General features: G+C 48.1%; 16 protein-coding genes. 12 read left to right on the top strand and 4 right to left on the bottom strand.

The genetic code is table 11. The features are described 5' to 3' along the window. Window positions 1–3 precede the first annotated feature (3 nt). The 3 genes from DW800_RS04830 to DW800_RS04820 are packed head-to-tail and all read left to right on the top strand — an operon-like array spanning window position 4 to window position 2,739. Window positions 4–246, top strand: a complete 243-nt coding sequence (locus tag DW800_RS04830; protein WP_117703817.1) for an acyl carrier protein — start codon at window positions 4–6, stop codon at window positions 244–246. A 3-nt stretch (window positions 247–249) separates the two neighbouring features. Next, a complete protein-coding gene (locus tag DW800_RS04825) occupies window positions 250–1,638 on the top strand; it encodes an MBOAT family O-acyltransferase (protein ID WP_117703816.1) in 1,389 nt (462 codons plus the stop codon). A 12-nt stretch (window positions 1,639–1,650) separates the two neighbouring features. After that, window positions 1,651–2,739 (top strand): hypothetical protein, encoded by a 1,089-nt coding sequence (locus tag DW800_RS04820; RefSeq protein WP_005830721.1) that lies wholly within the window; start codon window positions 1,651–1,653, stop codon window positions 2,737–2,739. Here DW800_RS04820 and upp read toward each other — a convergent pair. Then, window positions 2,682–3,341 carry a uracil phosphoribosyltransferase gene (gene upp, locus DW800_RS04815; RefSeq protein WP_035457545.1) on the bottom strand — a complete coding sequence of 220 codons (660 nt, stop codon included), beginning with the start codon at window positions 3,339–3,341 and terminating at the stop codon, window positions 2,682–2,684. The two genes, DW800_RS04820 and upp, sit on opposite strands and share 58 nt — an antisense overlap. Before the next feature lie 383 nt (window positions 3,342–3,724). On the opposite strand from upp, the gene pckA reads away from it, so the two are divergent. Continuing rightward, window positions 3,725–5,332: a phosphoenolpyruvate carboxykinase (ATP) gene (pckA, locus tag DW800_RS04810; RefSeq protein ID WP_005830728.1), complete on the top strand. Its 1,608-nt coding sequence runs from the start codon at window positions 3,725–3,727 to the stop codon at window positions 5,330–5,332. A gap of 137 nt (window positions 5,333–5,469) precedes the next feature. After that, the gene (locus DW800_RS04805) at window positions 5,470–6,117 is read left to right on the top strand and encodes a nitroreductase family protein (RefSeq protein ID WP_022400767.1); all 648 of its coding nucleotides are present in this window, start codon (window positions 5,470–5,472) and stop codon (window positions 6,115–6,117) included. A 90-nt stretch (window positions 6,118–6,207) separates the two neighbouring features. Here the strand turns inward: DW800_RS04805 and typA are convergent, their stop codons facing one another. Next, the gene (gene typA, locus DW800_RS04800; RefSeq protein ID WP_005830735.1) at window positions 6,208–8,007 is read right to left on the bottom strand and encodes a translational GTPase TypA; all 1,800 of its coding nucleotides are present in this window, start codon (window positions 8,005–8,007) and stop codon (window positions 6,208–6,210) included. Window positions 8,008–8,165: 158 nt separating this feature from the next. Between typA and rpsO the strand changes: the two genes are divergently transcribed. The 6 genes from rpsO (at window position 8,166) to DW800_RS04770 (ending at window position 14,871) form a co-directional block, all read left to right on the top strand. Then, entirely contained in the window at window positions 8,166–8,435 is a 270-nt protein-coding gene (gene rpsO, locus DW800_RS04795) for a 30S ribosomal protein S15 (RefSeq protein WP_016272369.1), read from the top strand. A gap of 92 nt (window positions 8,436–8,527) precedes the next feature. Then, window positions 8,528–9,415 (top strand): helix-turn-helix domain-containing protein, encoded by an 888-nt coding sequence (locus DW800_RS04790; RefSeq protein ID WP_044468332.1) that lies wholly within the window; start codon window positions 8,528–8,530, stop codon window positions 9,413–9,415. Between the two features lie 13 nt (window positions 9,416–9,428). Continuing rightward, window positions 9,429–9,917: a DUF4251 domain-containing protein gene (locus tag DW800_RS04785; RefSeq protein ID WP_117703815.1), complete on the top strand. Its 489-nt coding sequence runs from the start codon at window positions 9,429–9,431 to the stop codon at window positions 9,915–9,917. Window positions 9,918–10,060: 143 nt separating this feature from the next. Continuing rightward, window positions 10,061–12,385, top strand: coding sequence for an outer membrane beta-barrel family protein (locus DW800_RS04780; RefSeq protein WP_117703830.1), 2,325 nt, complete (start codon window positions 10,061–10,063; stop codon window positions 12,383–12,385). A gap of 176 nt (window positions 12,386–12,561) precedes the next feature. Then, window positions 12,562–13,137: a helix-turn-helix domain-containing protein gene (locus DW800_RS04775; protein WP_005830747.1), complete on the top strand. Its 576-nt coding sequence runs from the start codon at window positions 12,562–12,564 to the stop codon at window positions 13,135–13,137. Window positions 13,138–13,224: 87 nt separating this feature from the next. Beyond that, window positions 13,225–14,871 (top strand): AMP-binding protein, encoded by a 1,647-nt coding sequence (locus tag DW800_RS04770; RefSeq protein ID WP_009037622.1) that lies wholly within the window; start codon window positions 13,225–13,227, stop codon window positions 14,869–14,871. Window positions 14,872–14,976: 105 nt separating this feature from the next. Here the strand turns inward: DW800_RS04770 and DW800_RS04765 are convergent, their stop codons facing one another. Together DW800_RS04765 and DW800_RS04760 are read right to left on the bottom strand one after the other, a co-directional pair. Beyond that, window positions 14,977–15,468 (bottom strand): S-ribosylhomocysteine lyase, encoded by a 492-nt coding sequence (locus tag DW800_RS04765; protein WP_009037621.1) that lies wholly within the window; start codon window positions 15,466–15,468, stop codon window positions 14,977–14,979. Window positions 15,469–15,492: 24 nt separating this feature from the next. Then, window positions 15,493–16,197, bottom strand: coding sequence for a 5'-methylthioadenosine/adenosylhomocysteine nucleosidase (locus DW800_RS04760; RefSeq protein ID WP_005830756.1), 705 nt, complete (start codon window positions 16,195–16,197; stop codon window positions 15,493–15,495). A 244-nt stretch (window positions 16,198–16,441) separates the two neighbouring features. Here DW800_RS04760 and DW800_RS04755 point away from each other — a divergent pair, with 244 nt between their 5' ends. Next, on the top strand, window positions 16,442–18,952 hold the full coding sequence (locus tag DW800_RS04755) for a YfhO family protein (protein WP_117703814.1): 2,511 nt from the start codon (window positions 16,442–16,444) through the stop codon (window positions 18,950–18,952). The last annotated feature ends 417 nt before the right edge of the window (window positions 18,953–19,369 follow it).

Raw genomic sequence — 19,369 nt, 5'->3', positions numbered from 1 at the left:
ACAATGGATACACAGACTATTTTGAATGAAATGAGCCTCATCTTTCGGGAGGTACTGAAAAGAGAGAACATTGTACTTGACAATGAGACCACCGCCCAGAATGTGGAAGGATGGGATTCACTGACCAACATGCAACTGATAAACAAGATAGAGAAGAAATTCAATGTACGCTTCACCTTCAGAGATATTGTAAAACTCAAAAACGTGGGAGACATCTGCCATGCCATTTTAACCAAAACCAACTAGGAAATGTCATTCATATCCCTGAACTTCGTCGTACTGTTTGCGTGTACTTTCATTCTATACCATACGCTTCCTTCACGATTCAGAAAAGCGACCTTACTGACAGCCAGCTGCCTCTTCATAGGCTTCTACCACCTCACTTTTCTGATAACGGCCCTCATCCTCACGCTTACCACCTTCTACCTTGGCAAATGGATAGGACAGACCAAGCGGGAAAGCAGCATGAAGGGAATTTATTTTTCAGGTGTGTGTTTTCTGGTCGTGAGCTGGTTGGCATTCCGGTATGCCGACCGGCTTACAGACTGCCACATCCTTTTTCCGCTGGGAATCTCTTTCTATACTTTCCAGGCCATTTCGTACCTGACAGAAATCTATTGGCAAGAAGAAGAACCGGAAAAGAGCCTGCCCGACTTCATGATATACATGCTCTTCTTCATGAAGTTCCTTTCCGGTCCCATAGAAAGAGCAAGTGACATGCTCCCCCAACTGAAGTCCTGCAAAGCTACGGACTATACATCCATGGTCTACGGAATGAGACTGATTGTCGTGGGACTAATAAAGAAACTGATACTGGCCGACTCCATCGCCCCATACATAGACGGTGTCTTCGGGTCGGTATACACAGCCTCGGGCGTGCAATTGCTGATGGCATGCCTCCTATATCCGATAGAGCTGTATGCCGACTTCTCCGGATATACCGACATCGCATTGGGAGGAGCGCGCATGCTGGGATTCAAGCTCAGCCCAAACTTCAACCGGCCGTTCATTGCACAGACCACTGCCGACTTCTGGCGCCGATGGCACATGTCGCTTTCATTCTGGGTACGCGACTATCTGTACCTTCCGTTGTCCTCGAACCTGCGTGGATGGGGACAATGGGGCGTATTTCTAAGTCTGGCGCTGACCTTCACGGGACTGGGTATCTGGCATGGTGCCGGATGGAACTTCGCTGTCTACGGACTAATTCAAGGTGTCATCATCTTCTACGAGATGAAGACCACAGCATTTCACCGCAGACTGAAAGCCCAATTGGGAAGCCGCTTATATGCCACATTATCCGTCGTAAGGACCTACCTACTTTTTGCCGTATCTCTGATATTCTTCCGGGCGGGCTCCATGGCCGAAGCGTTCCACTACATCAGCCACCTCTCCTTCGGCGTACATTACAGTTGGAAGGAAATGAACATCGGAATGCCGGACCACAACAGCATTGTGGCAGGAAGCGCACTCGTACTGATATTGGTTTACGAATATTTCATGTCCAAGCATGATTTGCTAGAAGCCCTCGGACGACAGCCGGCAGCCGTAAGATGGAGTATCTATTATCTGCTCGCCATAATACTTTTCACACTGGGACAGTTCAACTCGGACAGCTTCATATATTTACAATTTTGACAATAAAGACACATGATGAAGAAAAACAGCGAACGGAACGCAGCCATACGTTTCATGAAAAAGCTCTTTATCCTTTTTATCCCTTTTATAGCCCTACTGGCAGTCTATTTCCTGGACGACCCTTTCATGGTCCTGAAGAACTATGAACGATACGACCAAACCCCGGTTGTACTAAACGAAGGGCACGTGGGGTGGCAGATGTATCTGAACAACCGGGATACCATCCCCATCGACTCCTATATCATGGGAAACTCCTGCACTATGGCTTATCAATGCCATGAATGGGAGAAATACCTCCACGGCGGAAGAGCCGTACGGCTATTCGGAAATGCCGAAAGCCTTGCCGCCGTCTGCCTGAAGCTGAAGGCACTGGACAAGGCAGGTGCAACAATCAAGAACCTGCTGCTGATTATCGACAAGGAATCATTGCACAACGACCGTTGCCTGACCGGACATTCCAACATTCTGCCACCCGCCATATCGGGAATAAGCAGCTTCAAGTTTCAGAAGGAATTCTGCCAAGCCTTCTTCTACCCGAACTTTCTCTTCCCCTATCTGGACTACAAGCTGTTCCATACCTATCGCCCTTACATGAAAGGGGTTATAAACCCCTATGGCTCCACCCGAAACCCGGTAACCAATGACGTGTTAAATCCCAGAGAGAAAATGATAAAGGAAGAGGGAGATAAGTACTGGGAAAACCGGAAAGGAGAATTCACCAAAGAGAAAATGAAGAATTATAGAGACGGGAAATACCGGGAAGCCCCCCAAGTGCTCAGGGAAAAGCAAATCAATCTGTTGCAGGAAATAAAGTGGATTTGCCGGAAACATGATACCGATGTAAAAATCATTATCAGTCCCGACTACCTGCAAGTCAACATAAACCCTGCCGACGTAAAGACACTGAAGCGCTTCTTCGGAAAACGGAATGTATTTGATTTCACCGGTATCAACGAATACACGGAAGACATCCACAATTATTATGAACCGGGTCATTATAGGCCCGCACTTGGGAAAAGGCTGATGGAAAAGATATATGAACCTTATATCTTGTCACCGAACGCCAAATCTCCGGCATCTCCCAGCCCGGGAACGATATAGGAATGCTCGTTCATCTCCGGGTCGATTGCTGCACACCACAAGGTCACTTCATCTCCAGGGAACAGCTTTTCCAGATGCTCTACGCCCTGCCGGCTGGCTATGACACAAGCTATCTGCAACTTGGCCGGCATCCCCTTGGTGACGAAGGCCTTCCAGGCCAATTCCATACTTTCTCCCGTGGCAAGCATCGGGTCTACAATCAATAATGTCTTCTTGGACAAATCCGGAGTAGCGATGTATTCGATGTGTACATCCACCGTACGGCATTCCTTATCCTTATAATAACGGTAAGCGGAAACAAAAGCGTTCCCGGCATGGTCGAACATATTCAAGAATCCAGTATGCAAAGGCAATCCGGCACGGAAAACAGTGGCAATCACCACCTCGTCATCGGGTGTGCTGACCGACGCCACCCCCAAGGGAGTCTGTACCTGCTTGACAGAATACGTCAGTTCCTTACTCATTTCATACGCCATTATCTCTCCAATGCGTTCAATATTACGGCGGAAACGCATACGGTCGCCCTGGACTGCTACATCACGAATTTCCGCCACGTATTGGTTCAAGACAGAATTTGTCTCGGCAAAGTTGATAACCTTCATAACTATAAATGTGCTAATGTGCAAATATGCTAATGTGCAAATGTGGTGTACGTAATGCCGCATGGCAATTAGCACATTGGCATATCAGCACATTAGCACATTAAAATTTGCTGCAAAGTAAACGAATTTCACTCAATTTGCAACATTCAGTTAGCAGATATTGTTATGGTTTTATAAAAGATTTCCTATTAGAGAAAAATTTCTCTAATAGAGCTTTTCTTTAAAAAGAAAGTATTACTTTTGTAGGCGAAAAACAAGGGACCTGCTGAAAAGCAGGAAAAAAAGAGCTTTTCTACACCCGTTTTCCCTTGTAAATCAAAGGTAAAAGAGATTAAGGAAAGAGATTATAAACCAAATACCAACATTTTAAATCATTAAAAGAAATGGCAAATTTAGATTTAAGCAAGTACGGTATCCAAGACGTGAAGGAAATTATCCACAACCCGTCTTACGATGTACTGTTCGCAGAAGAAACCAAACCAGGTTTGGAAGGTTTTGAAAAAGGTCAGGTAACTGAACTGGGTGCTGTAAATGTAATGACAGGTATCTATACCGGTCGTTCTCCTAAAGATAAATTCTTCGTAATGAATGAAGCCAGCAAGGATTCTGTATGGTGGACTTCTGAAGAATACAAAAACGACAACAAACCTTGCTCTGAAGAAGCTTGGGCTGACCTGAAGGCTAAGGCTGTAAAGGAATTGAGCGGCAAGCGTCTGTTCGTTGTTGATACTTTCTGTGGCGCCAACCCCGCTACTCGTATGAAAGTACGTTTCATCATGGAAGTGGCATGGCAGGCTCACTTCGTAACTAACATGTTCATCCGCCCGACTGCTGAAGAACTGGCTAACTACGGAGAACCCGATTTCGTATCATTCAACGCTTCTAAGGCAAAAGTTGACAACTACAAGGAACTGGGTCTGAACTCTGAAACAGCTACTGTATTCAACTTGAAGACCAACGAACAGGTTATCTTGAACACTTGGTACGGCGGTGAAATGAAGAAGGGTATGTTCTCTATCATGAACTACAAGAACCCGTTGCGTGGTATCGCTTCTATGCACTGCTCTGCCAACACTAACATGGAAGGTACTGACTCTGCTATCTTCTTCGGTCTGTCCGGTACTGGTAAGACTACCTTGTCAACTGACCCGAAACGTCTGTTGATCGGTGACGACGAACACGGATGGGATGACGAAGGTGTATTCAACTACGAAGGTGGTTGCTATGCTAAGGTTATCAACCTGGATAAAGAAAGCGAACCCGATATCTACGCTGCCATCAAGCGTGACGCTCTGTTGGAGAATGTTACAGTAGCTGCTGACGGTAAGATTGACTTCGCTGACAAGAGCGTAACTGAAAACACTCGTGTTTCTTATCCTATCTACCACATCAATAACATCGTTAAGCCGGTTTCCAAGGGTCCTCACGCTCACCAGGTAATTTTCTTGTCTGCCGACGCATTCGGTGTATTACCTCCGGTATCTATCCTGAACCCTGAACAAGCTCAGTACTACTTCTTGTCTGGCTTTACTGCTAAGTTGGCTGGTACAGAACGTGGCATCACTGAACCGACTCCGACATTCTCTGCTTGCTTCGGTGCTGCTTTCTTGAGCTTGCATCCTACTAAATATGCAGAAGAATTGGTTAAGAAGATGAACAAGGTTGGTGCTAAGGCATACTTGGTTAACACTGGTTGGAACGGTAGCGGCAAACGTATCTCTATCAAAGATACTCGTGGTATCATCGACGCTATCCTCGACGGTTCTATCGACAAGGCTCCGACGAAGGTTATTCCTTTCTTCGACTTCGTGGTTCCTACTGAATTGCCTAATGTAGATCCGAAGATTCTTGATCCTCGCGATACTTACGAATGCGCTTGCCAATGGGAAGAAAAAGCAAAAGACCTGGCTGGTCGCTTCATCAAGAACTTCGCTAAGTTCACTGGCAACGAAGCTGGTAAGGCTTTGGTTGCTGCTGGTCCGAAGCTCTAATCTGACAATAAAGTTAGAAACATATGGAAAAGGTATCTCCTCCGGGAGATGCCTTTTTTCTTTTTTAATATCTCTATCTCATTGATAATCCGAAAGTTTTAGTAGTTTTGCAGAAACCATTATTCAAATAAAGCAATATGAAAAGTATCAGATTGATGTTGGCAGGCGCAAGTTTGTTACTGCTCTGCAGTTGCGGTGCCCAGGTCCAGAAAGAGACCCAAGTTGCCAATGCAAATGAAAGCAAAGAGAATGCGGTGATTGAAACCATCATGTCACGCCGCAGCATCCGCCAGTACAAACCGCAAGCCGTGAATCGCGACACCATGCAGATTATCCTGGATTGCGGTATCAATGCACCCAACGGACAGAACAAGCAATCGTGGGAAGTGCGTGTAGTGGATAACCCGGATTTCATCAACGGCATCACGGAAATCTACAAGAAGGAAAATCCCAAAGCCGCCGAAGACCCGAAATTCAAGAACATGTTTCGCAACGCTTCTACAGTAGTATTTATTGCCAATGACCCGTCTTATGACCTTTCGCAGATTGACTGCGGACTGCTGGGTGAGAATATGATTCTATCAGCCTGGTCCATGGGAATCGGTTCTTGCTGCTTGGGCGGTCCCACGCGCTTCATGACCTCTACTCCGGCTGCTGCCGAATACCTGAAGAAACTGGATATTCCGGAAGGCTATCAGCTACTTTACTGTATCGCTTTCGGCTATCCGGACGAAACGCCCACTGCCAAACCCCGTAATGCGGCAAAGGTAAAATTCATCGATTGACTTTCGTTTGAATGACGACAATAAAAAGGAGTGCCTCACCTTTCGGCGGGGCACTCCTTTCATATATAACAACTAAAACTCTTCTGTTTATCAGTTCTTGTTTGCGCGTTTACGCTCAAGCTCATCGAGGATAACCTTACGCATACGCATTGATTTAGGAGTAACTTCCACATATTCATCCTCCTTGATGTACTCCAGTGCCTCCTCAAGAGAGAACTGTACGGGAGGAATCAGACGTGCCTTGTCATCCGAACCACTGGCACGCATATTGGTAAGCTTCTTGGACTTCGTTACATTAATCACCAAGTCGTTGTCATGGGAATGCTCGCCCACTACCTGGCCTGCATAAACCTCTTCCTGCGGGAAAATGAAGAATTTGCCGCGGTCCTGCAACTTGTCAATGGCATAGGCAAAAGCCGTACCGGACTCCATGGCAATCATAGAACCGTTGGTACGCCGTTCAATCTCACCCTTATACGGTTGATATTCCTTAAAACGGTGTGCCATGATAGCCTCGCCGGCAGAAGCGGTCAACACATTGGTACGCAGACCGATGATACCGCGCGACGGCATGTCGAACTCAAGATTTACACGTTCGCCGGCACTTTCCATCTTCACCATTTCACCTTTACGACGGGTCACCATATCAATCATCTTGCTGGCATATTCTTCGGGAACATTGATGGTAAGCTCTTCAATAGGTTCGCATTTCACGCCGTCAATCTCCTTGAAGATTACCTGCGGTTGCCCTACCTGCAACTCATACCCTTCACGACGCATGGTCTCAATCAGTACGGAAAGATGAAGCACGCCACGGCCGGAAACAATCCACTTGCCGTCTTCCTCGCTCTTGCGCACGCGAAGTGCAAGATTCTTATCCAACTCCTTCATCAAACGGTCGTGGATGTGGCGGGAAGTAACAAACTTACCTTCCTTACCGAAGAACGGAGAGTCATTAATGGTGAAGAGCATACTCATCGTAGGTTCATCAATGGCAATAGGCGGCAACGCTTCCGGATTTTCGTAATCGCAGACCGTATCTCCGATTTCGAATCCTTCGATACCTACCAACGCACAGATGTCACCGGAAGACACTTCCTGCACCTTTACACGGCCCATACCTTCGAATGTATGCAATTCCTTGATTTTTGATTTCACGATACTCCCGTCACGCTTTGCCAAAGACACATTCATGCCTTCTTTCAATATGCCACGGTGTACGCGGCCCACAGCAATACGCCCGGTATACGAAGAATAATCCAGCGAAGTAACCAGCATTTGCGGTGTACCCTCCAACTGTTCGGGGGCAGGAATATTCTCCAAGATACAGTCCAGAAGCGGATAAATGTTATCAGTCGGCTGCTGCCAGTCGGTACTCATCCAATTATTCTTGGCAGAACCGTAGATAACGGGGAAATCCAGCTGGTCCTCGGTTGCATTCAGGCTGAACATCAAGTCGAACACCATCTCGTACACTTCTTCGGGACGGCAATTTGGCTTATCCACCTTATTCACAACAACGATAGGTTTCAGACCAATCTGCAGAGCTTTCTGCAATACAAACCGTGTCTGCGGCATAGGACCTTCGAAAGCATCCACAAGCAGAATGCATCCATCCGCCATATTCAATACACGTTCCACTTCACCTCCGAAGTCACTGTGTCCCGGAGTATCAATAATGTTAATCTTGGTGTCTTTGTAGTTGATAGAAACGTTCTTTGAGAGAATCGTTATACCTCGTTCACGCTCCAGGTCATTGTTATCCAACATTAATTCACCTGTGCTCTGGTTGCTGCGGAAAAGGTTTCCGGCCAAAAGCATCTTGTCAACGAGCGTCGTTTTCCCATGGTCCACATGGGCAATAATTGCAATGTTTCTAATCTTTTGCATATAATACCTATTATTTTCAGGCGACAAAGTTAGTGATTTTGGATTAGATATGCAGTATAGATATGATTTTTTTGCTGAATATCATTGTGATATAAAAGTTTATCCCTATCTTTGCAGCCCCGAAAGGGAATATTTATAATAACTTTTAATTAAACATTATGTATTTAGACGCTGCTAAAAAGCAAGAAATCTTCGGCAAATACGGAAAGTCTAACACTGATACTGGCTCAGCTGAGGCTCAGATAGCTTTGTTTTCCTACCGTATTGCTCATCTGACTGAGCACCTTAAGCTCAACAGAAAGGATTATAGTACAGAAAGAGCTTTGACTATGTTGGTAGGTAAACGCCGTGCATTGCTGACTTACCTGAAGGATCGCGACATCACCAGATATCGTGCTATTGTCAAAGAACTCGGCTTGCGTAAGTAATCTACTTGCGGCAAAACCATTAAAAAAGGAAGTTTTCCAAAAGGAAACTTCCTTTTTTGTTTATAATCCGATTTATACGTAATTTTGTATCCATGAAAAGGAAAGTATCAGCAGCAAATCTTTCGATAGCAATCACTTTTCTATTGGTACTGCTATCATTCGGCTTCGGTTATCGCAGCTATTCGCAGGCAGAACAACGTGTGGTCTCTGACCTGAATCAAGCGCTGCAACGCACAGTATTGCAGCACAAGGGATTATGGTTGAATGCAGATACCATCCAAACCTATGCCAAGTTGCAAGAAGTGATGGGCACTCCCGTTTCCGTAAGCGGTTTCCACAGAGCCTTTACCGAAGCATTGTCCATCACCGGATTGAAAGATGTTTCTACCCTTTCGCTACATATACTGAAAAAGAATGCTCCCGCCACCGTATTCAATGAGATTCCTGCCGGATGTCTTGCCAGCGACACATTAGTATGGCTCTCCACCACAGCCGATGCATCTGGGCTGACACTTTCTTTCCGGGGATATGCCCGCTGCTCAGCTGCCATGCTGTTCAGCTTATCCAAGCAGACAATTCCGGCAACATTGCTATTGGCCGCCCTGCTCTGGGGAGGATTCACTTTCTTCTATTTCCACCGGCACACAAAGACTAATGCCAGTAACGGGCAGCAACAAGAAAACTTCATTACCTTCGGCAACCTTTCGCTTTCCCTCCAGGAAGCCTGCTTCTATAACGAACAGCAGGAAAAGCTAAAACTCACCCCCATGCAGTACACACTGATGGAGATGTTCTACCTTTCTTCCTCACACCTACTTTTCAAATCCGACATCTGCCAATCGCTATGGCCGGGAAAAGACAATGCAGACGAAACGCTTTACACATTGATACGGCGTCTGAAGCCCATTGTCGAGGACAACAGCAACCTCAGAATAACAACAGATCGTGGCCGCGCCTACGGACTGGAAATAAAAACCTAAACATTATAGAATCATGAAGACTAACAAACTTATCCTATTAGGGCTAATCTGCCTAACTGTCGCAATGCCGACAACCGCCCAAAACCGTAACGAAAAGAAAGCGCGCACTGAACGTGCTGTAAAAGAAGCTATTGCTGCTAAACAATACAAAATCAACGTAGATCGGATGCAACCGATGAGAGGCGGTAGCCGTAACCTGACCACCAACTATACACTGGAAATTAGAAACGACTCCGTTTTCTCTTACCTGCCTTACTTTGGAGTGGCCTACAATGCTCCGTATGGAGGAGGCAAGAGCCTGAATTTCAATGCATCCATCACCGGATACACAACCAGAGCACTCAAAAAAGGCAAAATCCAAATAGACTTCAAGACCCGTAGTGATGAAGACAATTATGAGTATCGCCTCACCATCTTTCCCGATGGTTCTACCAGTATCCATGTGCAACCCATGAACAAACAGTCCATCTCGTTCACCGAAGAGATGGATACAGAAAAGTAATCATCTTCCCCCTTTAAAAGGACAAAAGAAAGTATTGTCAGTCTATTGTCAGGCAAATGTCAGACAACTATCCGCTTTTTATTTCTTCCATCCCGGCAGAAAGCGGATACCTTCGTGTCCCGAAATCAAACAACAACCGGAACATGAAACAGATAATATGTATTCTTGCCCTGCTCCTAATGAGCGTCACGACAACAAAAGCACAAACCAGCCCGGCAACACCCTCCATCCGAGGTAAAATTCTCACAGAGGAAAAGCAACCGATAGAGTTTGCCAACATCGCCCTCCTTTCCGAAGATTCCACCTTCATACAAGGAACGTGTAGCCGAAGCGACGGTAGTTTTGAACTTCTCCCTCCCGCTCCCGGAAACTATCTACTACAAGTTTCTTCCATCGGTTACAAACCCCTTTGCCAGCCTTGCCCCACCGGGAGTACCCACAACTGGATATTGCAAACCGATGCCGTGCTACTTGCGGAAACCGTCATCACCGCCGCCCGCCCCGTTTTCCGACTAAAGGGCGGAAAGTTGGAGACAAGCGTACGGCAAACCCTGCTCGCATCCTTGAATGATGCCAACGACGTATTGAAACATATCCCCGGACTGCGCTCCTCTGATGAGGGGTATACCGTTTTTGGCAAAGGGACACCGGTCATCTATATAGATAACCGCCTTCTGCAAGACAACTCCGAGCTGCAACGCCTCTCTGCCGCCGATATTGAAAAAGTGGAGCTCATCACCAACCCGGGTGCAGAGTACGATGCTACCGTTAAAGCCGTTGTACGCATACGCACCGTACGTAACAAAAGAGACAGTTTTGGCGGTAATTTCCGTGCAGGAATCACCCAACGGAGACGCAGCAGCCATTACGGACAAGTCAATCTGAATTATCAGAAGAAAGGACTGTCCCTGCTGGGCATGCTGTACACCAATTATGAAAACAGAAAACGCCACCAGGAGGTTCGCTACCAGATACCGTCCGAAATACAATGGGATGTAAATAACCGGGTTCACTTATATAATAAGGGACTACTTGCCGGAGGAAAAGCAAGCGCCAGTTACGACTTCACCCCCCAACACAGCCTCGGTGCCTCCTATGAGTTTCATCGTACCCCCGATTATCACAGCAGTGACCATTCGGCATATACCGTCCGGGCAAATGAAGAATTGGCCGATCACACCATACATTCCTCCCAAAACTTGCAGCAAACCAACCGGCACCAGCTGAATGCCTACTATCAGGGCAGCATAAAGCAACTCCACATAAACTTCAACACCGACCTGGTATACGGAAAAAGTTATAATCACCAGGAGGCTAAAGAAGAAAGCCAGACCGAAGGCAATCGCGACATCAGCTCTTTCAACCACGCCGACAACCGCCTTTATGCCGCCAAGTTGATTCTGACCCATCCCCTTTGGAAAGGTGAACTGAAGACCGGTGCCGATTACACCTTCATCCGGCGAAATGACAATTTCCTGAACCGGCAGCACATACTTCCCGATACAGACAGTCGAATCGACGAAAGCAAGTCCGCCGTCTTTGCCGAATACTCACTGACATTAGGAAAAATCAGCCTTCTTGCAGGACTGCGCTTCGAGCATGCCGTCTCCGACTATTGGGAGCAGGAAAAGTACGTGTCCGGTCAAAGTCGTACTTACAATGACTGGTGCCCCAACCTATCGGTAGACTTTCCTCTCGGCAAAGCCCAAGCCAATCTCAGCTATACAGCCAAAAGCAACCGCCCCAGCTTCTTCCAGCTACGTAGCACACTGAGTTATAACAACCGTTTCATCTACGAAGGCGGAAACCCACTGCTCACCCCCGAAACCAACCACGACCTGCAGTTCACGGCCCTTTACAAGTGGGTACAATTCGGACTTAACTACCAATACCGCCGCAATGCCATTGCCTTCATGACCAAAGAATACGAGGACAATCCGGATGTTGTCATCTTCACTACCGGAAATTTCAAACGGATGCAGTATCTCACCGCCTCTGCCCATCTGTCACCCACCGTCGGCATCTGGAAACCGGAGCTCGGCATCTACTTCGCCCAACCGTTCTTCAAAGTCACCAATCAAGGCAGTAGCAAGAATATGAACCGCGGCAGCATTTACCTCTTTCTGCAAAACAGTCTCCAGCTTCCGGACGAGTGGATTCTCTCCCTTGATGCCGACTACCAGAGCGAAGGCAACTTCGGCGCCATGCTGCAACGTTCCTATTGGGGCATAAACGCCGGCATCCGCAAAACATTCTTCAACAAAAGGCTGACGCTCGGACTGCAAGCCAATGACCTGTGGAATTCCCGGTATGGCTCCTTCATGCTGTTCGGTCCCCGGCTGACCTATACGAAAAAGGCAAACCCGGACTCGCGCAGCTTCTCCCTGAACCTAAGCTATCGTTTCAATGCAGCAGGCAAAGCGTACAAAGGAAAGCACGTATCGGAACAAGACTTGAAGCGGCTATAAACAGAACTTTGGGGAAGAAAGAGAAACAGAACAGAAGAATATTATACAAATAAGCCGACCACCGGAGATATTTCAGCAATATTTTCCCTCAGAATGTTGCATCAAGTAAAAGTTTCTCTTATTTTTGCGGTTTAACAGCTATAAATTATAACCTTTAGACAGAAAATACTATCATTATGGATACCAGCAAAATTGTAGGAGAAAAAATAAAATCACTCCGTGAAAGCCAATCCATCAGTATGGAAGAACTGGCACAGCGTTCGGGACTTGCTATCGAACAGATTGAACGTATAGAAAACAATATTGACCTTCCGTCACTGGCTCCCCTCATCAAAATAGCGCGTGTACTGGGTGTACGTTTGGGGACTTTTCTTGACGACCAAGATGAGAACGGTCCCGTAGTCTGCCGTAAGGACGAATCGCAGAACAGCATCAGTTTCTCCAACAATGCCATCCACAGCCGCAAGCATATGGAGTATCATTCACTCTCCAAATCCAAAGCCGACCGCCATATGGAGCCGTTTATCATTGATGTGGCCGCTACGGACGACAGTGACTTTGTACTCTCCTCACACGAAGGCGAAGAATTCATCATGGTGATGGAAGGGACCATGGAAATCAGTTACGGCAAAAATACCTACCTGCTCGAAGAAGGTGACAGCATCTATTACGATTCCATCGTTCCGCACCACGTACACGCCTATGAAGGGCAGGCAGCCAAGATACTTGCAGTAGTTTATACACCAATTTAAATTAATGGAAAATTAAAAGGTGAAAATGGAAAATGATAAATACTTTCTATTTTCACCTTTCAACTTTCCACTTTCAACTTCCACATCATGTTATACGAACGTACCCTCGGCCAATGGTTGGAACATTGGGCCGAAACAACACCAGACAAAGAATATATCGTTTACTCTGACCGCAACCTGCGCTTCACCTGGAGCCAGTTCAACCGCCGGGTGGACGACATGGCCAAAGGACTTATCGCCATCGGCGTGGAACGGGGAACACACGTAGGTATCTGGGCAGCCAATGTACCCGACTGGCTGACTCTATTATACGCTTGCGCCAAGATAGGTGCCGTCTACGTAACGGTAAACACCAACTACAAACAGTCCGAGCTGGAATATCTCTGCCAGAACTCCGACATGCATACCCTCTGCATCGTCAATGGCGAAAAGGACAGTGACTTTGTGCAGATGACCTATACCATGCTTCCGGAACTGAAGACTTGCCAACGCGGACACTTGAAAAGCGAACGTTTCCCTTATATGAAAAACGTCATCTACGTGGGGCAGGAGAAGCACCGGGGCATGTACAACACGGCCGAAATACTTCTCTTGGGCGACAATATAGAAGACAGCCGCCTGAATGAACTCAAAAGTCAGGTCACTTGCCACGATGTAGTGAACATGCAATACACCTCCGGCACTACGGGATTCCCGAAAGGCGTCATGCTTACCCACTACAACATTGCCAACAACGGTTTCCTTACCGGTGAGCACATGAAGTTTACCGCCGATGACAAGCTCTGCGTCTGCGTACCATTGTTCCACTGCTTTGGCGTGGTACTTGCCACCATGAACTGCCTGACACACGGCTGTACAGAAGTAATGGTGGAACGCTTCAACCCACTGGTAGTGCTCGCCTCTATCCACAAGGAGCGCTGCACGGCACTTTACGGCGTACCCACCATGTTCATTGCCGAACTGAACCATCCGATGTTCGACATGTTCGACATGTCCAGCCTCCGTACGGGTATCATGGCAGGTTCCCTCTGCCCGGTAGAGCTGATGAAGCAGGTGGAAGAGAAAATGTACATGAAGGTAACCAGCGTTTACGGGCTGACCGAAGCTGCTCCCGGAATGACCGCCACCCGGATAGACGACCCGTTCGATGTACGTTGCAATACCGTAGGACACGACTTTGAACATACGGAAGTAAAGGTTATCGACCCCGAAACCGGAGAAGAGTGTCCCGTAGGCGTACAAGGTGAAATGTGCAACCGCGGATACAACACCATGAAGGGTTACTACAAAAACCCGGAAGCCACGGCCGAAGTCATTGACGAGAACGGTTTCCTGCACTCGGGAGACCTTGGAGTGAAGGACGAGGACGGCAATTACCGCATCACAGGACGCATCAAGGACATGATTATCCGCGGTGGTGAGAATATCTATCCCCGCGAGATAGAAGAGTTCCTCTATCAACTGGAAGGCGTAAAAGACGTGCAGGTAGCCGGTATTCCCTCTAAGAAGTACGGTGAAGCCGTAGGCGCTTTCATCATCCTGCACGAAGGAGTGGATATGCACGAATCGGATGTACGAGACTTCTGCATCGGCAAAATATCCCGCTACAAGATACCCAAGTATATCTTCTTCATCAAAGAATTCCCCATGACGGGAAGTGGCAAGATACAGAAATTCAAGCTGAAAGATCTGGGATTGCAACTTTGCAAGGAGCAGGGGATTGAGATTGTGTAATAATAAAGGATAAGAGATAAGGGGTTAGCGATTAGGGATTATTTGGGGCCGCATAGACTTTAATATAGGCATAAACCCATCCTTAATCCCTAATCGCTAACCCCCTTATTTTTCTTCTTTTTCCGGATACTTCATATTCTCCTCTTTCATCTGTTCCAATACCTCATGCAGGTATTTGGCAGACTCCCACTTAGCCATTGGCAGGTCGTGGAGCAGGTAGTTGCCGCAATCTTGCGGAGCGGCACCGGGAACTTCACCTTCATACTCGGCAACAAAACGGAAGGTATCCTGCATCAGTGCCAGTATGTCCTGTGGTTTCAAGTCGCCTTTCATCAGCAGATAATTGCCGGTGAGGCAGCCCATGGGACCCCAATAGATAATTTTGTCCTGCCACTGCGGGTCATTGCGCAGGTAGGTGGCGGCAAGATGTTCGATAGTATGCAGAGCACCTTGTCCCAAAGCAGGCTCGCGATTGGGCTCTTTCATACGGATGTCGAAAGTAGTGACTGTTTCTCCGTTCACTTCATCCTGGCGGGATATGTAAATGCCGCGCAACAAGCGGATGTGGTCGATTGTAAAACTAGGAATCTTCTTCATGAGTTATGAGTTATAAGTTATGAGTTATAAATTGCTGGGAAGGGTGGAGAGGAAGGTCCATATCGTGAGGAACGAACGCTCTGCCATGGTTCCCCAGAAATCGGCATACTGCGAAGCATGGTCCTCTACTCCGGGTGTGTCGCTGATGATGCGGAAGCTGAGAAAAGGAACATTGTACAGATAGCAAGTCTGCGCAATGGCAGCAGACTCCATATCAACGGCAAGACCGTCGGGGAAACGTTGCTTGATGGTATCCAGCTCCGTACGGTTGGTGATGAACTGGTCGCCGGTACAAACAAGTCCGCTGTGGATGCGGCTTTCCATTCCGGCTTCGTTCAGCGACAAGGCATGTTTCAACAGAGAGGAACATCCCTCGTAAGAGGCGGGAAAACCTTGCACTTGTCCGTACTCGTTACCGTCGCCGCACCAGACGTCGTGATACACCAGACGTTGGCTTGCCACTACATCCGTCACCTTCAGGCAAGCATCAATGCCGCCCGCCACACCGGTGCTGACGATGCAGTCCGGAGAAAAGCGCCGTATCAGTTCCGAAGCTCCTACCGCTGCACTCACCTTACCGATGCCACATTGCGTCAAGATTACATGGTTACCGCCCAATGTACCTTCCACATAGCGGAAACTACCATCGCCCGACGTATTCTTATCCTGCAAGCGCTCCACCAACCGGCGGTGTTCGCTGTCCATTGCACTGATTATCCCTATTGTCATATCTATAATAATTTAAGCTTGCATATTACCATTAAAGCACTTTAATCTTTTTTTGGAAAGGCAAAGGTACAACATTCTGCCGATAACGTGACAATAACAATCTGCATTTATGTATCTTTGCCACAAAAGCGAAGATAGGCTGCACCTCAACAAAACTTTTTCATGCAAGCATGAAAGTTCTGTATTCGGTTTGCACTATCTTTGCCCCACAATTGATTAATTGATAACTCATAACTTATAACTCATGAAGAAGCTTCTTCCCGACCTTATTGCCATCTTGGCATTCGTCCTCCTTTCCTTCGCCTACTTCTTCCCGGCGGATATAGAAAACCGTATTCTCTTTCAGCACGACACGGCTGCAGGAGCAGGGGCAGGACAAGAAGTCAAGGAGTATTACGAACAGACGGGCGAACGCAGCCGTTGGACAAACTCGCTGTTCGGCGGTATGCCCATGTATCAGATAGCCCCTTCGTATGACTCCACCAAGTCACTGCAGTGGGTACAGAAAGCCTACCAACTCTTCCTGCCCGACTATGTGTGCCTCACATTCATGCTGATGCTCGGCTTCTACATCCTGCTGCGCGTCTTCGGCATACCGGTCTGGCTGGCTGGACTGGGCGGTATCATGTGGGCATTCTCGTCCTATTTCTTCATCCTGATATCCGCCGGACACATCTGGAAGTTCATCACCCTTGCCTACGTGCCGCCCACCATAGCAGGCATTGTGCTCGCCTATCGTGGGAAACTGCTGTGGGGAGGCATCCTCACCGCCTTGTTCGTGGCCCTGCAAATCACCTCGAACCACGTGCAAATGTCCTATTACTTCTTCTTCGTCATCCTTTTCTTTGTGGGAGCCTACTTCGAGAAAGCATGGCGTACCAAGACATTGCCCCAGTTCTTCAAGGCAAGTGCCGTACTGATTGTAGCAGCCCTCGTCGGCATAGCCGCCAACGTATCCAACCTCTATCACACCTATGCTTACAGCAAAGAAACCATGCGCGGCAAGAGCGAACTGGTGCAGACCGGCGACGCTGCCAAGCAGACCAGTAGCGGGCTGGACCGCGACTACATCACCCAGTGGAGCTATGGCATCGACGAAACACTGACTCTGCTGGTGCCCAACTTCAAAGGCGGAGCATCTGCCGCCCTCAGCCAGAGTGAAACTGCCATGAGCAAGGCAAACCCGATGTACAGCAGTCTGTACGGCTCACTGACACAATATTTCGGTACCCAGCCCATGACGTCGGGTCCCGTCTACGTCGGAGCATTCGTCTTGTTTCTGTTCGTACTGGGATGCTTCATCGTGAAAGGACCGTTGAAGTGGGCATTGATAGGAGCCACCTTCTTCTCCATCGTCTTGTCCTGGGGCAAGAACTTCATGCCGCTGACGGATTTCTTCATCGATAACGTCCCGTTGTACAACAAGTTCCGCGCCGTGTCCTCCATCCTTGTCATAGCAGAGTTCACGATACCTTTGCTGGCTATCTTTGCCCTGAAACGCCTGCTCGAAGAGCCGGAAATCTTAAAACAGGAAAAGAAGCCCCTCGGTATCAGCCTGCTGCTCACTGCAGGCATCGCCCTGCTGCTTGCCGTTGCCCCGGGCAGCATCGGCTCCGGCTACGTGCCCGCCCAAGAGGCACAGATGCTGCAGAATGCCGTCAACCAGCAGATGATACCCGCCAACGAGCTCTCCGGCATCCTTGCCAACTTGGGAGAGATGCGTGCCGAACTCGTCAGCAGCGACGCCCTGCGTAGCTTCATCATCATAGGCATCGGCTGCAGCCTGCTCTGGCTCTATGCAAGCGGCAAGCTGCGTAGCTCGCTGACCATTGCAGGTATCACCATACTCTGCCTGGCAGATATGTGGGGGGTCAACAAGCGCTATCTGAATGATGCCCAGTTCGTGCCCCACTCCATCCGTACGGAAACCTTCACCAAGACGAATACAGACGAGCTGATACTGCAAGATACCAGCTTGGACTATCGTGTATTGAACTTTGCCACCAGCACCTTCGATGACAACAATACCTCCTACTGGCACAAAAGCGTCGGCGGTTATCACCCGGCCAAGCTGCGCCGCTACCAGGAAATGATAGAGCATCACATCTCTCCCGAAATGCAGGCGGCCTACAAGGCCATTGCCACCGCCGGAGGTGAGATGGACAGCGTGGATGCCAATAAGTTCCGCGTACTGAACATGCTGAACACCAAATACTTCATCTTCCCTGCAGGACAGCAAAGACAAACCGTTCCCATCCTCAACCCGCACGCCTACGGCAATGCATGGTTTGTAAACAAGGTGCAGTATGTGAACAACGCCAACGAAGAGATTGACGCCCTGGACAGCATCATACCTACGGAGACAGCTGTAGTGGATGCCCGCTTCAAGGATGTACTGAAAGGTACCACGGAAAGTTATAAAGACAGCCTCTCCAGCATCCGCCTGACAAGTTACGCACCTAACCGCCTGACGTACGAAACGAACAATGCCCAAGACGGTATTGCCGTATTCTCCGAAATCTATTATCCGGACGGCTGGCACGTAACCATCGACGGACAGCCTGCCGAACTGGCACGCGCCGACTATATCCTGCGCACAATGTATGTTCCTGCCGGACAGCACACCATCGAAATGCGCTTTGACCCCACCAGCCTACACGTGACGGAAGGCATCGCCTACGGAGCACTGGCACTGCTGGTGATAGGTATCATCGTGGCAGTGCTGATAGCCAAAAGGAAGTATGTAAAGGCATAAAAAAAATATCATATCATTCCCCCACAAGGACTCGACGCATTCCGCTATTCATACCCTGATACGGAATGCGTCGAGTGCTTATGTCCGTTCCGTTATCCCCTCATGTTTGTTCTGTCATTCCCTTATGTCTGTTCTGTCAACCCCTATATATTGATGAAAAACCACGGCTGTGAAGCATATTCTTCACAGCTGTGGCACGTCTTCTTCACCGCTGTGGAAAAGGCGTATCACAGCCGTGCGCACATGATAAACCCAAAGGCTTCTCAAGACAAACCACCGTGCAAAACACAACAGAAGCCTATGTAACACACAACGGAAGCCTATGCAAGAGACAAGAAAGCCCGGTCAGATGCGCAAAAAAACCGTTTCTACCCTCCCGGGTAAAAACGGTTCAAGTCAATAATACATGAAAAAACG

It is taken from the genome of Bacteroides sp. AM32-11AC, from assembly GCF_003603515.1.
GTDB classification, from domain to species: domain Bacteria; phylum Bacteroidota; class Bacteroidia; order Bacteroidales; family Bacteroidaceae; genus Bacteroides; species Bacteroides uniformis.
This window is presented reverse-complemented; position numbering and strand designations above follow the sequence as displayed.

Bases quoted from the DNA above. Each gene is read 5' to 3' on its own strand.
- DW800_RS04765 (WP_009037621.1), bottom strand. From the start codon at position 15,468: ATGAAGAAGATTCCTAGTTTTACAATCGACCACATCCGCTTGTTGCGC.
- DW800_RS04805 (WP_022400767.1), top strand. From the start codon at position 5,470: ATGAAAAGTATCAGATTGATGTTGGCAGGCGCAAGTTTGTTACTGCTC.
- DW800_RS04775 (WP_005830747.1), top strand. From the start codon at position 12,562: ATGGATACCAGCAAAATTGTAGGAGAAAAAATAAAATCACTCCGTGAA.
- DW800_RS04755 (WP_117703814.1), top strand. From the start codon at position 16,442: ATGAAGAAGCTTCTTCCCGACCTTATTGCCATCTTGGCATTCGTCCTC.
- typA (WP_005830735.1), bottom strand. From the start codon at position 8,007: ATGCAAAAGATTAGAAACATTGCAATTATTGCCCATGTGGACCATGGG.
- DW800_RS04830 (WP_117703817.1), top strand. From the start codon at position 4: ATGGATACACAGACTATTTTGAATGAAATGAGCCTCATCTTTCGGGAG.
- DW800_RS04820 (WP_005830721.1), top strand. From the start codon at position 1,651: ATGATGAAGAAAAACAGCGAACGGAACGCAGCCATACGTTTCATGAAA.
- DW800_RS04770 (WP_009037622.1), top strand. From the start codon at position 13,225: ATGTTATACGAACGTACCCTCGGCCAATGGTTGGAACATTGGGCCGAA.
- upp (WP_035457545.1), bottom strand. From the start codon at position 3,341: ATGAAGGTTATCAACTTTGCCGAGACAAATTCTGTCTTGAACCAATAC.
- DW800_RS04825 (WP_117703816.1), top strand. From the start codon at position 250: ATGTCATTCATATCCCTGAACTTCGTCGTACTGTTTGCGTGTACTTTC.
- pckA (WP_005830728.1), top strand. From the start codon at position 3,725: ATGGCAAATTTAGATTTAAGCAAGTACGGTATCCAAGACGTGAAGGAA.
- DW800_RS04790 (WP_044468332.1), top strand. From the start codon at position 8,528: ATGAAAAGGAAAGTATCAGCAGCAAATCTTTCGATAGCAATCACTTTT.
- DW800_RS04785 (WP_117703815.1), top strand. From the start codon at position 9,429: ATGAAGACTAACAAACTTATCCTATTAGGGCTAATCTGCCTAACTGTC.
- DW800_RS04780 (WP_117703830.1), top strand. From the start codon at position 10,061: ATGAAACAGATAATATGTATTCTTGCCCTGCTCCTAATGAGCGTCACG.
- rpsO (WP_016272369.1), top strand. From the start codon at position 8,166: ATGTATTTAGACGCTGCTAAAAAGCAAGAAATCTTCGGCAAATACGGA.
- DW800_RS04760 (WP_005830756.1), bottom strand. From the start codon at position 16,197: ATGACAATAGGGATAATCAGTGCAATGGACAGCGAACACCGCCGGTTG.